At 38.6% G+C, this 14,520-nt stretch carries 12 protein-coding genes; 5 read left to right on the top strand and 7 right to left on the bottom strand.

The features are described 5' to 3' along the window. Positions 1-80: 80 nt before the first annotated feature. The 5 genes from IR022_RS00990 to IR022_RS00970 all read right to left on the bottom strand — a co-directional run bounded on the left by IR022_RS00990 (position 81) and on the right by IR022_RS00970 (position 5,351). Positions 81-2,240 (bottom strand): tail fiber domain-containing protein, encoded by a 2,160-nt coding sequence (locus tag IR022_RS00990; protein WP_050710259.1) that lies wholly within the window; start codon positions 2,238-2,240, stop codon positions 81-83. Between the two features lie 442 nt (positions 2,241-2,682). Then, entirely contained in the window at positions 2,683-3,252 is a 570-nt protein-coding gene (locus IR022_RS00985) for an RNA polymerase sigma factor (RefSeq protein ID WP_050710260.1), read from the bottom strand. Then, the gene (locus IR022_RS00980; RefSeq protein ID WP_194202661.1) at positions 3,239-3,727 is read right to left on the bottom strand and encodes a hypothetical protein; all 489 of its coding nucleotides are present in this window, start codon (positions 3,725-3,727) and stop codon (positions 3,239-3,241) included. The genes IR022_RS00985 and IR022_RS00980 overlap by 14 nt, the downstream gene beginning before the upstream one ends. Before the next feature lie 290 nt (positions 3,728-4,017). Next, positions 4,018-4,674 carry a suppressor of fused domain protein gene (locus IR022_RS00975; protein WP_194202279.1) on the bottom strand — a complete coding sequence of 219 codons (657 nt, stop codon included), beginning with the start codon at positions 4,672-4,674 and terminating at the stop codon, positions 4,018-4,020. Between the two features lie 149 nt (positions 4,675-4,823). Continuing rightward, entirely contained in the window at positions 4,824-5,351 is a 528-nt protein-coding gene (locus IR022_RS00970; RefSeq protein WP_050710263.1) for a DJ-1/PfpI family protein, read from the bottom strand. 153 nt (positions 5,352-5,504) lie between these two features. Between IR022_RS00970 and IR022_RS00965 the strand changes: the two genes are divergently transcribed. After that, on the top strand, positions 5,505-5,873 hold the full coding sequence (locus IR022_RS00965) for a winged helix-turn-helix transcriptional regulator (protein ID WP_199330251.1): 369 nt from the start codon (positions 5,505-5,507) through the stop codon (positions 5,871-5,873). A 94-nt stretch (positions 5,874-5,967) separates the two neighbouring features. On the opposite strand, the gene IR022_RS00960 is transcribed toward IR022_RS00965, so the two are convergent. Then, positions 5,968-6,180, bottom strand: a complete 213-nt coding sequence (locus tag IR022_RS00960; protein ID WP_194202277.1) for a hypothetical protein — start codon at positions 6,178-6,180, stop codon at positions 5,968-5,970. Positions 6,181-6,229: 49 nt separating this feature from the next. After that, positions 6,230-6,967, bottom strand: a complete 738-nt coding sequence (locus IR022_RS00955) for a YARHG domain-containing protein (RefSeq protein ID WP_194202276.1) — start codon at positions 6,965-6,967, stop codon at positions 6,230-6,232. 366 nt (positions 6,968-7,333) lie between these two features. Here IR022_RS00955 and IR022_RS00950 point away from each other — a divergent pair, with 366 nt between their 5' ends. The 4 genes from IR022_RS00950 to kduI all read left to right on the top strand — a co-directional run bounded on the left by IR022_RS00950 (position 7,334) and on the right by kduI (position 14,438). Beyond that, positions 7,334-8,560 (top strand): DUF2264 domain-containing protein, encoded by a 1,227-nt coding sequence (locus tag IR022_RS00950; protein ID WP_194202275.1) that lies wholly within the window; start codon positions 7,334-7,336, stop codon positions 8,558-8,560. Positions 8,561-8,652: 92 nt separating this feature from the next. Next, positions 8,653-9,897 (top strand): glycoside hydrolase family 88 protein, encoded by a 1,245-nt coding sequence (locus IR022_RS00945; protein ID WP_194202274.1) that lies wholly within the window; start codon positions 8,653-8,655, stop codon positions 9,895-9,897. Between the two features lie 153 nt (positions 9,898-10,050). Further along, entirely contained in the window at positions 10,051-13,365 is a 3,315-nt protein-coding gene (locus tag IR022_RS00940) for a glycoside hydrolase family 2 TIM barrel-domain containing protein (RefSeq protein WP_242053037.1), read from the top strand. A 230-nt stretch (positions 13,366-13,595) separates the two neighbouring features. Beyond that, positions 13,596-14,438: a 5-dehydro-4-deoxy-D-glucuronate isomerase gene (kduI, locus tag IR022_RS00935; protein ID WP_050710269.1), complete on the top strand. Its 843-nt coding sequence runs from the start codon at positions 13,596-13,598 to the stop codon at positions 14,436-14,438. Positions 14,439-14,520: the final 82 nt, after the last annotated feature.

Raw genomic sequence — 14,520 nt, 5'->3', positions numbered from 1 at the left:
CACACATAATATAGCTCTATAAATAACAGAAGCCTTTGATTGATCAAAGGCTTCTGTTATTGTATATGAAAGAATTAATTTTACTTTGACACAACAAGTTGATGAAGACGCTCAAGCAATTCTGCTATCTGAGCTTGCTGCTCCTTATTTTGCTCTAACAGCTCATCAATCTGTACTTGTTGTTCTTGAACGGCTTTTACTAATGGCACTACAAAAGTTGAATAGTTTAATCCATACACATCTTGGTCATTCTGAGGAACGGATACACCATCAAAATCATAGTTCACAGTTTGAGCAGCCTCTTCTACCTCCTGAGCGATAAAACCAGTTCGTACAACTTTCTCTTGCTCTATCTCAGTTTTTCGATCTCTGATACTATCGGCAGTACCTTGTATCGAAGAAAGAGACTCATAATCATAATGATAAGTAACCGGTCTTAGTTTTTTGATAAATTCCAAACCGGGAACATCGCTTTCTATATCTTTTTTGATTCGTTTATCTGAATTGACGGTAACCGTACCTGTACCAATTTTCATGGCATACGCCACATTGGGGTTTCCCATTACTATTGTATTTGGGGTAGATACTTTAACATTGTTACCAATAACAATACTATTGGTTGATCCTGCCAATGCCTGAGAACCCGAGCCTATTACTATACCAAAATCTTCATAAGCATATGTCCCATAGCCAAGCATTGTAGTATTGTTTACATCCTTATAGGCTGTTGTAGATGGTATTGCACCAATAACAACATTGCGAGAACCTATAACATTACTAATAAAAGCCCTGTAACCAATTGCAATATTATACTCGCCTGTAGTATTGTTTTGCGATGCACTATTCCCAATAGCCACGTTATTAAGTCCCGTAGTATTGGCATACAATGCACTTCCACCAAGAGCCAAATTATCTCTCCCCGAAACGTTCATATTTAGTGCATAACTACCAAGAGCTACATTATTAAAACCTGCCGTATTTTTTTCTAATGCATGATACCCAACAGCAGTATTACGTGCACCATCAATATTAGAAGCTAAGGCATATGCTCCTAAAGACATGTTTGCATAGCCGGTAGTATTAGCAGCAAGAGAAGAAATTCCAATAGCTACATTCTCGTATCCCGTAGTATTAGCCATAAGAGAAGAAGAGCCCAGAGCTACATTAGCACTACCCGTAGTATTATTATAAAGAGACTGAGTGCCGGCAGCAAAATTGTTGGATCCTGCGGTATTACTATATAAAGAAGTGTATCCCAAAGCAACGTTGGCACTACCTGTAACATTAGAGGTGAGAGCCTGATAACCCAGTGCCACATTACGAGCACCTGATGTATTTGTTTTAAGAGACTGAAAACCAACTGCCGTATTGCCCGAACCTCCATTGTTGGCTAAAAGAGAAGAAGAGCCGATTGCAGTATTGCCCGAACCTCCAATATTAGTACGAAGGGCTGAGAAACCAACCGCCGTATTATCAGATCCTGTGCTATTAGAAAACAAAGATTCCGAGCCTATAGCTGTATTGCCTGCACCAACGCTGTTGGTACGCAACGAAGAAGAACCGATAGCTGTATTATTTGAACCTGTAGTTCCAGCAAGAAGAGAGGATGATCCCATTGCCGTATTAGAAGATCCTGTTGTATTGGAGAAGAGCGAGTACGACCCCACTGCGGTGTTAGAAATCCCCTGTGAGTTTCGACCCAGAGCGGAAAAACCCAAGGCTACCGAAGCCGCATTATTTGCTGCTCCCCGCCCTACCGTTACTCCATTGATAAGAGCATCGCCGCCAGTTACAGTCAAAGCAGCATCGCCACCATTCACTTTTCCTATTGATACACCATTTACCACCACTTTACCACTTTGATATATATCGTCAGTATTATTATTGGAAGGTAATTGTGAGCCTATTTTATTCCATGCCTCTACTACAAACGGATGCCATACTGCACCATCAAAATAATAGTACCCCACGCCTGTTATATTAACCGTTTTGGGTGTTATTACTCCCGATAAATCTGTTACATAAACAATAGTAGCCTTATGTGTTTGATTGTAAAGAGCATCTTTCGAAATTAACTGTTCTCTTGTAAGGTAAGGAAGTATTGCTCCTTCTACGGTGGCATTACCTGTTGTTGAAGGTGCAATATCTAAAGTTGCCTTTGGCGATTCGGTATTAACTCCTACTTGCGAAAAAACGCTTATTGTAGAAGTAAAAAATAATGATAATAACAAAAATCTCATGCTATTGTATAATTAGTTTATAAAACTATGATCATCAAATCAACTATAGAAAGCGCATAAAAAGCTTTTTATAGTTTAATAAAATTTGATGGTTATAGGTTTAGTATGGGTAGTGAAGGGCAAAAAAACATTGTCGTTGTTATTCTTCCATACTTATAATCAGGCACAAAGGTATAAATATAATTGAGACCGAACGATTTCAACCAGTCAGCTGAAATCTTATTTATTCCTTTTTAACATACATAAACACCGATTTTAAAGCCTAAATAATGACTCTAAAAATTCATTTAGTTGCTTGTAAATTAAGCTATCAATAGAAATTTATATATAAAATCAGCCGATAAGAACCACACTTATCGGCTGAATTACAAAATTAGAAACTATATAAATTCAATTATTTATTACTGTATCGTATCGAGGCTATAAAAAGTTTGCGTCAACTTTATTTATTCAACAGATCGTCGTACAACGATTTGAGTCGCAAGCGTAAGTGAAGCACTGCATATCGTTTTCTCGAAATCAAAGTATTGACAGCAATCCCTGTCGTTTCCGATATTTCCTTAAAAGGTAACCCTTGCAGCTCAGTCCATTCGAATACTTCTTTTTGTTCCTGCGGTAATTCTTCGAGAGCAGCTTCCAGCTCAGTCCAAACTAACGAACGTAAGTAAACATCCTCGGGACTTGATGACTCTTCATCAAACAGAAAACTCGAAATCTCGTTCATAAACACCTCATCGCTATCACTAGCCGTAATGTAAGGCATCTCTTCCTCCTTGCGTTTTCTCTTCCAGTCAATAATCTGGTTACGAGCAACAGCATACAACCATGCTGTCATTTCCTCTATCGGGTTAATTAGTGAATCTGTTTTAAGGAGCTGATAAAATACATTCTGTAAAATATCCTCGCCATCCTCTTTAGAAGTTACACGTTTATTGATGTAGCCTTTTAACTGAGCCTGATACTTTTTAAAAACATCTGATATTTTATTTTTTGATGGCTCATTGTTGGTCATCCCGATCTACTTTTTTATCGAAATTATCAAAATCATCCAGCATCTCTTCCCAAAGAATATGCTGATTGTGTAATCTGTCATGAAAAAACTCGCGACGTTCGTCTTTCGTCATCGATTTCATTTTGTCTCTCATTCTATGAAAAGGGTCTCCGCCACGTCTGTCGAAACGTTCGTTACCGTCTAACATAAAATCAAAACCACCTCGTCCAAAACGACCATTGCCTCCTCGTTTACCACATCCGTGATGATGGCGATGACGTCCAAAGCGGTGCATTCCTCCGCCACGTCCAAAACCACCAAATAGAAGGCGTCCCAATACAAGTAAGCCCAAAGCTTGCCAATAGGTTATGGTTACAATACCAAATATAGCTGGTAGTAAAGCATTCCATAACAACATGGTAGCCCAAACGAGTAAAGCAAATATAGCGATGAATAAGGGAATTCCCCACAGTTTTTTAAATTTCTTATTTTTCATTATTTTCTATTTTTCTATTAGTTATTCCGAATAATTTTAATGATCGACATGTCTCTACAATTGAAGACGAACAAGTCAGAAATATATTTTAAAATTTTTCAAAAAAATGATCTTTCGTAATATTTTTCTACCAACAAAAGCATAGAACACTCATTACAAACAACTTAAACATTCCATTTTTTTTCACAAAAGCAAGAAAGACGACAATGATTATAACATCAATTGCCGCCTTCTCTATATTATATTTGTTTCTTCTTAGTTAGATAAATGTGTATCTATAGATTGAGACATTACTTACGGGTAAGATCAGTAATCAATAGAGGATTGTCTTTTCTAAGCTCATCCAGTAACGCTTTTACCTCCGTTTTTGTCGGATTAGCTTTTAATCGTTCAAGCTCGGCAGAGGTTATACCCACCATTTGCAAGAACGAAACTTTACCGTTAGGTGTACTTATTGTTCCCAACTCAGGATCTAAAGTAAATGCCACACCTACTATATCTATTTCGGCCTTAGTATTGGTGCGAATAGGTCCGTTAGCAGGAACAAAGTGATTCTCGTCGAACCAATTTCCACTTTCGAATACATATCGAGCCAAATTATTCATGACCTCAATAATCCATACGGGATCTTCTTCGTCTTCCTCGAAAGGTTTCAAACGGAAAGTAAACTCGAATCCCCATCTGCTGAATTCGCTTTCTACCGCATCTTCGTTATAATACAACTCCGACATTCCATAACTCACAAAATGACGGTGAAATTCTTGCTTCTCAGAATCGTAGATACTTGTTCCATCCAAAGGATCATTTCCTCCGAGTACATAACGCAGCACAGATGCATAATGACGAGGATTTTGAGTACCGTAAACTTCCTCCACCTTTTTATCTATTGCCAACCAGCCTACTGCCTCCTCTTCGTCAAACGTCTCTCTATATTCTTTCTTAGTCATAGCCAATCAAATTATTCAACTACAAAAATATAATTAATTATTAGAACAGAATATAGCGTAAATAGAAAACCTCTATTATCAAATCAAACAAAAAAGGCTCTGATTCAGAGATTCCGAATCAAAGCCTTTCTCGATGAGCCTTATCAATATTACTTCAATGCAGCCAAAAGCTGAGGCATAAGTTCCCAGATAGAACCTTCGCATTGAGCAGTATATAGATTTTGATCTACCGTTGCTTTATCATCTGTAGCAACACCGCTCTGAATGGCTGGCTTTCCATAAGGATGTACAGCTACTTTTTTGCCTGCTGTGATTCCTGCTTTTTCGAAGATTACGGCAGCAGCACAATGTCCTGCGATAAGTTTTCCCTGATCGTTGAATTTTTTCAAAACCTCAAACATATCTTTATAATATTGTTTGTCAGCGTTGTCCCCAAACGTCATCATAGCATCACCGCAAGAGAAAACGAGTGCGTCGTATTCCGATTCGTGACCTTTGAGGTTTGCGATTACATCATCCAAAGTAATAGTTATACCCGAATTGGTTTTGATTTCTTTGGTGCTATCAATAGCAAATGTTTTGTATTGAATTTTGTTTTCGAAGAATGCCTCCAAGTATTGAAATAAACCCATTCCGTTTACCGGACTAAATGCTATTACAGCTACTTTTTTTCCCATAAGATTATATTTTTAAAATTTGACAATAGTTACTTTTAAGAACTTTATTACTTTTGTGCATGTAAATATAGACATGAAGATCTATATAAACAAGAAGGCACATGATAATAAGATACTTACATGGAGATAACTAATACAGAGAAAGAGGCACTTATGAGTGAAGAAAAAATAGTAAATAATATAATAGAAGGTATTTGTCCTATTCGCGATATAATTGCGAGCCTTAGCGACAAGTGGTCTCTATTGGTTATATACACCCTCAGCCAGAATCCGAAGATGAGATTTGGAGAGATTCACAAATCGATACCTGATATTTCGCAACGAATGCTTACTGTTACGCTTCGTTCGCTGGAAGCTGACGGTTTGGTGAGCCGACAAGTTTTCCCGGAAGTACCTCCTCGTGTAGAGTATCAATTGACCGATCTGGGATATAGTTTATTAGACCCGTTGAGAGGATTAGTAAACTGGGCACTAAAAAATACGGAGGTTATACAAGAATCGCGAGAAAGTTATCAGCAATAAAGGTCTAAGACCTTTTTATAGTTGTGAAGGTTCTAAAGATATTTGTTTGCTTTCATTGGAAAACGTAGCAAATGCCCTTCAAGTAAATGTATTTTCAGCCATTGTTAATTAACATTGCAAGAATACCGACTACCGAAAGTATAAGGAATGCGAAAAAAATACGAATCGCACGTTTCAAGCCTTCATTCTTTGTCTTTATGTAGCCAAATATAGCTAGAGCAATAAGAGGTATAGTAACGTACCAATAATAGACCAATACTAAAAAGAGAGGTACAAAAAACGATAAGAAACCATTTATAATATCCATTGTAAATACTATTGTTAGAAATTAAGTAACTGAAAGCTCTAAGACCTTATCAACCAGCCATTCCGATATTCTTAAAAACAACTTTACCATTCTCATAAGAAAAGACCCACCAAACGGCATACTCTTCTTCTGACATGTAATCGGAGAACATCGTTCCAAAGTCTTCCATAAGATCAGAATGTGCCATATAATTGTATTCTAAAGCAATACCTTCACTAGATACGGAAAAAGAATAGCGCATCTTCACATACCCATTGTCTACTTCCACTCTGTGTAAAGCATTGTTTTTGTACCAATTGACATCATCAAAATTCATACGTACAAGTACCGCTTTTAAATAGTCTATCGATGCCTCTTCGGCATAAGGTGAACTTACGAAGATTCTCTTCAACTCAGCATCATTTCCGTTTACAGCCAACTGTTTAAGCCCTTTAAAGTAAGTAAGAATAACCAGCCTTTCATCTTCACGAGCCTTGCGACGATCTTGCAACAACTTTACATTTTGCTCCTCAACAGTAGATAACTTCACCAGACTATTGTCTGCTAAAGGCTTGTACCACTCAAACCCCTGAAAATAATCTTGATAGCGCTCATTCGAAAACTTATATCCCTTACGGGCATAAATTTCATTGGTAAACAACCGAAGCTCATCCACACTCAAAGTATCTATATCCTGAGCTTTCAAAAGGGTTGTACTGCAAGTACTACAATCAGTTATACCTTGCGAATGCATCGAAACACTGCCACTGAGCAAAATAAAGAACAATGCAAATAGTCGTATAAACATAAAAATCAGTTTTCGGAATAAGGAAACAAAGAAACAAAATTGAATCAGAATTATTTGTTTTTTCAGCCAGTATTAAGGTCAGACTTTCATTTTTCTCATTCTATTGCCGCTACCCCGAATATCAAAAGCAAAAAAGCTTTAAAAATAGATTAAATATCAATATATTATCACCCCTATTTCTTATATTGCAAAAGGATATCCCCTTTAATGAAAAACATATAAATTTAAGTCATGTATTTTTTATTTTTGTTTAGTCTATGCCAGATTATATCTTTGTGAAAGATTGTAGCTGTTTTTCACATTATTTGCGCAAACCTAAACAGTAACAGCATTATATTTTATTAAACCTCAAATAATACTTATACGATGAAAAACTGCATTTTAACACTATGCTTTTTGCTGAGCTTTACAACCTACGCTCAGAAAAAAGACACATCTCCCGAATCGGATCGAGCCTATTGGGCAAACCTCTGCTACAAAATTTCGGCTCCTGTATTGAGCAATATGAGCAAAGGCGAACTCAAAAAAAACATGACCGTTGAGCTAAGCCCTCAATGGGATAAAAGAGACATCAGCGTTACTTACATGGAGGCATTCGGACGCTTAATGGCGGGAGTAGCACCTTGGCTGAATTTGCCTGACGACAATACCGCCGAAGGTAAACAAAGAAAACAATTACGTGAGTGGGCACTCAAAAGCTATGCGCATTCGGTTGATCCCAACAGTCCCGATTATTTGGGATGGAAAGGTCCCAGCCAAGCACTTGTTGATGCGGCTTATATAGCTACAAGCTTTATACGTGCGCCTAAAACGTTGTGGGAGCCTTTAGATCAGACTACTAAAGATAGATACATCAAAGAATTTAAAAGCCTTCGCACCATACAACCTCCTTACAATAATTGGATACTGTTCAGAGGTATAATAGAAGCCTTTTTGGTTAGCATAGATGAAGATGCCGATGGTTTTGCATTGCGATTGGCTGTACAAAAGATGGAAGAATGGTATTTGGGAGACGGATGGTATTCGGATGGTCCTGAGTATTCGCTCGACTATTACAATGGCTATGTGATGCACCCGATGTTGGTGGAAATAACCGAGATATTGGAAAGCAAGAAAATGTACACCGCTATCAGTTCCGATTTGGCAATCAGACGTATGCAACGTTACAATCAATTGATAGAAAGGTTGATTTCTCCAGAAGGAACATTTCCTGCCGTAGGTCGTTCTATGACCTATCGTATGGGATCGTTTCAGCCACTGGCTCTGGCTGTATGGAAATACGGATTACCTAAAACCCTCACCAATGGGCAGGTACGAAGTGCATTGACAACGGTGATGAAAAACATGTTTTCGGTTGAAGGCAACTTCGGAAAAGACGACTTTCTTCAATTAGGTTTCGTAGGGCATCAACCCGAATTGGCTGATTACTATACCAACAACGGAAGCTTATACCTTACCTCATTGGTATTTTTACCTTTGGGATTACCTGCCGATGCTCCTTTCTGGACTGCTCCTGCTGAGGAATGGACTTCTAAAAGGGCTTGGAGTGGAAAATCGTTCCCGAAGGATTACCATGAATCAATTAAAAAATAAAGTAGAAAGTTCTACTTACAATATCATTAATCATAACATACAAAGACAATTATAAAATACATCTATAAATATTACCTCAATACTTAATAACTATGAAAATTTTCAAAAACAAACTCCTGCCACTTTCCATTGTGGGAATAATGGCTTTCTCATGTACTCCGAAAGCGGAAAAAGTAAAAGCCGAATTTATCGATCAGAATGTAGCATTTGCATCTGCCCAAACTCTTAAGATGCTCGAAAGTGTGGGTGAGCCAACAGGCAAAAACTATCCTCGTACGCTCGATCCCGAAGGCAAATTGGTAGTCACCAATATGTATGACTGGACTCCCGGCTTCTTCCCCGGATCGCTTTGGTATCTGTACGAACTTACGGGCGACAGCACATGGCGCAATCAGGCTGCAAAATGGACTGAAAGCCTAGAGCCTCTTAAAACTTTTACAGGTCATCACGATTTGGGTTTTATGATGTATTGCAGTTATGGAAATGCCGAACGTTTGGCTCCTAAACCCGAATACAAAGATATTTTGATTCAGAGTGCACAATCGTTATCGTCACGTTATAGCGATGTTACCAAATGTATAAAATCGTGGAATTATCGCAAGGCTTGGAACGATACTACCGAATGGTTCTATCCTGTTATTATAGATAATATGATGAATCTGGAAATGTTGTTTTATGCTTCTAAAGTGAGTGGCGACAAACGTTACTACGATATTGCAGTGAGCCATGCCAACACAACATTAAAGAATCATTTCAGAGACGATTTCAGTACCTATCACGTGGTAGATTACGATACTATAACGGGAGTAGTAAAAGATCAGGCAACTTGTCAGGGTTACAGCGACAATTCAACTTGGTCGCGCGGACAAGCTTGGGCTATTTATGGCTATACAATGATGTATCGCGAAACAAAAGACTCTTCCTATCTTAATGCAGCTATCAAAGCAACAGACTTTTATTTGAAGAACTTACCCGAAGATCTTGTACCTCTTTGGGATTTCAATGTGGGACAAGAAGGTTTTACACCTGAAGGAAAATCGTATGCAGTAGAATTCAAAGAGAAACTAAGAGATGCTTCGGCTGCGGCAGTAGTATGTTCGGGATTGTTTGAATTGGGTCAGCTCGCAAATAACAAAGCCTATATCGATTCGGCAACAAAGATGTTGAAAAGCTTAGCATCACCCAATTACAGAGCAACATTGGGTAGCAATGGCAACTTCATTTTGATGCACAGTGTAGGAAGTATTCCTCACAAAAACGAAATTGATGTGCCTCTTACCTATGCCGATTATTATTTCTTGGAAGCTTTGACCAGATATAAAAAGTTGAAAGACTAAAGACTCAGATCTTATAATTGAATAGCAATAAGGATAGAGCAAAACTCTATCCTTATATTCAAAAAAGAATCTCAATATTACTCATTCATATAATAATTAAAATAAGACATGATAAAAAAACTATTTTCCATATGCTGTATACTGGCAGTGGGGATGTCGTTAGGAGCTCAGGAGAAACTTCCTTTCTGGCGCGATCTGAATGTTTTGTCAGTAAACAAAGAAAAACCACGAACGAGCTTTATGTCATACGACAGCAAAGCCGAAGCTTTAACGGGAAAATACGAAAGCAGTAAATATTACGAGTTACTGAACGGTACTTGGAAATTTTACTATGCAGACACTTACAAAAAACTACCTGCCAATGTAACGGATGCCAACATCAATACTTCAAGTTGGAGCGATATAAAAGTACCGGGCAACTGGGAAGTACAAGGCTTTGGGCTACCTATTTACATAAATCACGGATACGAATTTCAACCTCGCAACCCTACCCCTCCGCTTTTGCCGGATGATAATGAGGTGGGTGTATATCGTCGCGACATAGATATTCCTGCTGATTGGATGGACAGAGATATTTACCTGCATATTGCCGGAGCAAAATCGGGTGTATATGTATATATCAACGGAAAAGAAATAGGTTACAGCGAGGATTCGAAAAACCCTGCTGAATTTCTTCTAAACAAGTATGTTCAACCCGGAAAGAACTCATTAGCTATCAAAATTTTCAGATGGAGTACAGGCTCGTATCTCGAGTGTCAGGATTTCTGGCGTATCAGTGGTATCGAAAGAGATGTATTCTTGTGGTCGCAACCCAAAACAGCGGTAAACGATTTCAGAGTAGTATCTACATTAGACGATAGCTACAAAAACGGAATATTCAAACTGGGTATTGATGTGAAGAACACAAGCTCGGCTGCATCGCCCGTAAATATTAGCTACGAACTGATTGACGATAAAGGCAAAGTTGTTGCAACCTCATCAAGCACCTTAAACATAGATGCCAACAGTATGAAGACTGCCAACTTTAATGCAACTCTGAACGACGTAGCTACTTGGACTTCTGAATATCCTAATCTATACAAACTGGTTATGACTGTTCAGAAAGGAAATCAAACGGCTGAGGTTGTACCCTTTCAAGTTGGATTCCGTAAAATTGAGATTAATGAAAGTGATTATATAGTGAATGGTAAAAAACAAAACCTTTTCTATGTAAACGGACAGCCCATCAAACTAAAGGGAACTAATATACACGAAGTTAGCCAATACACAGGACACTACGTTACACCTGAAGAAATGCGTAAAAACTTCGAATTGATGAAGCTAAACAACATCAACACAGTTCGTTTGAGCCATTATCCTCAAGATCGTAAATTTTACGAAATGTGTGACGAATTTGGTTTGTACGTATACGATGAGGCAAATATAGAGTCGCATGGTATGTACTACAATCTGAGCAAAGGCAAATCGTTGGGTAACAATCCCGATTGGTTGGCTAATCACATATACAGAACCGAAAACATGTTCGAAAGAAACAAGAACTATCCATCGGTAACCATCTGGTCGTTAGGTAACGAAGCCGGAAACGGATACAACTTCTATCAGACTTATCTGTGGGTAAAGGAACATGATAAGGATTTGATGAATCGCCCCGTATGTTACGAACGTGCATTGTGGGAATGGAATACCGATATGTATGTACCTCAATATCCTTCGGCAGCATGGTTAGAAGAGATAGGTAAAGAAGGTAGCGACCGTCCTGTAGTACCATCGGAATATGCTCATGCAATGGGTAATTCGACAGGCGATTTCCACGGACAGTGGAATGCTATCTACAAATATCCAAATTTACAAGGTGGCTATGTGTGGGAATGGATAGATCATGCTTTGTTGGCTTACGACAAGGATGGTAAACCTTACTGGACTTATGGTGGCGATTATGGCAAAAACATGCCTTCGGACGGAAACTTTGTGGCTGATGGTTTGATTGGTCCCGATCAACGCCCTCACCCTGCTATGGCAGAAGTGAAATACAACCTTCAAAATATAGCATTCGAAGCAGTAGACTTGTCGGCAGGTACAGTAAAAGTTAACAACAGATTCTATTTTACCGATCTATCTAAATATCAGATCAAGTATAAAATCTATAAAAACGGTACTTCTATAAAAGAAGGCAATCTTCCTTTATCACTTGCCCCACAAACTTCTAAGACGGTAAACATTCCGCTAACGGGTCTAAAACCTGAAGCCGGCGTTGAATACTTCGTTAATTTTGAGGTAACAACCAAAGTACCCGAACCTCTTATTCCCGTAGGTCATATCATAGCTTACGATCAGTTTCAACTACCTATTGCAGCCGACAAGAAAGAATACAAATCGCCTAATGCTCCTGCTTTGAGTATTGCTGAGCAAAACGGACTTGTCACTATTTCGTCTTCTAAGGTGAATTTTACTCTAGACAGATCGAAAGGTATTGTAACTTCATACAAAGTAGATGGTCAGGAGTATTTCAAAGATGGTTTTGGTATTCAGCCTAACTTCTGGAGAGCACCTACCGACAACGATTATGGCAACAGAGCGCCAAGTCGTTTACAGATATGGAAGGAATCGAGCAAAGATTTCAAGATTGCAGATCTTAAAACGAGCAAAGAGGGTGATAATGTATTGCTAAGTGTAGATTATCTACTTGCAGCAGGAAACCACTATATAATCGATTATAAGATTTATCCATCGGGTGTAGTTAATATATCGTCTCGCTTTACAGCACTCAAAGAGGCTAAAGAAGCAAGCGTTGCTAAATCGGAAGCCGAAGAAATGGCAACGTACACACCTAAAGCCAAAGCAGAAGCTAAAGCCAAGAACAATGTATTGGAAGTGCCACGTATAGGTGTAAGATTCAGAGTTCCGGTGGGAATGAATAACATCGAATATTTTGGACGCGGACCTGAGGAAAACTATGTGGATCGTTTCATGGGTACAATGGTAGGGCAGTATAAAGCAACAGCAGAAGACCTGTACTATCCTTACGTACGTCCACAGGAAAACGGACATCATACCGATACCCGTTGGTTAACTGCTACCCAAAGCAATGGCAAGGGGTTACTGATTCAGGCAGAAAAAACAATCGGATTCAATGCACTGAGAAACTCGGTAGAAGATTTCGATTCGGAAGAAGCTGATGCTGAATATCAATGGAACAATTTCTCGGCAGCAGAAATTGCAAACAAGGATATGAAGAAAGCCCGCAATATTTTGCCTAAGCATACACACATCAACGACATCACGCCTCGTGACTTTGTTGAGATTTGTGTAGACCTTAAGCAACAAGGTGTAGCCGGTTACGACAGTTGGGGATCGCGCCCAATACCCGAAGCTACTATCTATTCGGATGAGGATTACGACTGGGCATTTACCTTGATACCCGTATCGAGCACTAAAGATGCAGCATCTAAAGCGGGATTGAAATATTAAATATCTCATTCTACAAATACCAAATAAGAGGTAATATCCGCAAAGGTTTTACCTCTTATTTTATTCTTTATGTTTACTAATACCTTAACTATAAAAGCTGGTTTCTGCACCTCTTAGCCAATCATAACATTCGCTAATTTGTAAAGTGTGATATACAAATTGGATATTTTTTGCTATCTTAGCACGTAGAAAAACAGCATAATTTATTAACTCTATTATAATTAATTAAAATGAAAACAAGTATAGAAGAACGCTGGGGGACGCATCCTGATGATGTCAAAAAATATGACACAGCACAGTTGCGTAAAGAATTTTTAGTTGAAAAGCTTTTCGATGCTGATTCGGTATTGATGACTTATACTCACAACGACCGTTTGATTATTGGTGGTGCACTACCTGTAAAAGAAGCATTGAAGTTGGAGACTGTTGATTTGATCCGCTCAGAGTATTTCTGTGAACGTCGCGAATTGGGTATCATCTGTATCGAAGGCGAAGGCTCTGTTACGGTAGATGGTACTGAATATAAGTTAGCATTTAAAGACGCTGTTTATGTAGGTCGTGGTTCAAAAGAAGTTATCTTCAAAAGTAACGATAGCAGTAAACCTGCTAAATTTTACTTTGCATCATCGCCTGCACACAAAGCATATCCTACTGCGCAAATTACATCCGAAATGCGTCGTACAAGAGACTTAGGAGTTAAAGCAACTTCTAACGAACGTCTGTTGAACCAAATTATTCTAAGCGAAATAGTACCTTGCTGTCAATTGCAAATGGGTATGACCGAGATCAAAGAAGGTAGCGTATGGAACACCATGCCTCCACACACACACTCGCGTCGTATGGAAGCATATTTCTACTTCAAAGTACCTGAGCAACAAGCAGTATGTCATTTTATGGGACAGCCTCAGGAAACTCGTCATATTTTTATGGCTAACGAGCAAGCGGTTATCTCTCCATCGTGGTCTATTCACTCGGCAGCAGGCACAAGCAACTATACCTTTATATGGGCTATGTGTGGCGAAAATCTTGATTATGATGATATGGATACTTTCACAGCAGATAAGCTAAGATAACACAATTGATTCTAAGCAATTAACTATAAAAGACAACAGCTCTTTGGTTTTATACCAAAGAGCTGTTATTTTTATTATTTAC

Source organism: Dysgonomonas sp. GY617 (genome assembly GCF_015233815.1).
Lineage (GTDB): Bacteria > Bacteroidota > Bacteroidia > Bacteroidales > Dysgonomonadaceae > Dysgonomonas_A.
Note: the sequence above shows the minus strand (reverse complement) of the source record. Positions and strands in the feature narration are given on the sequence as shown.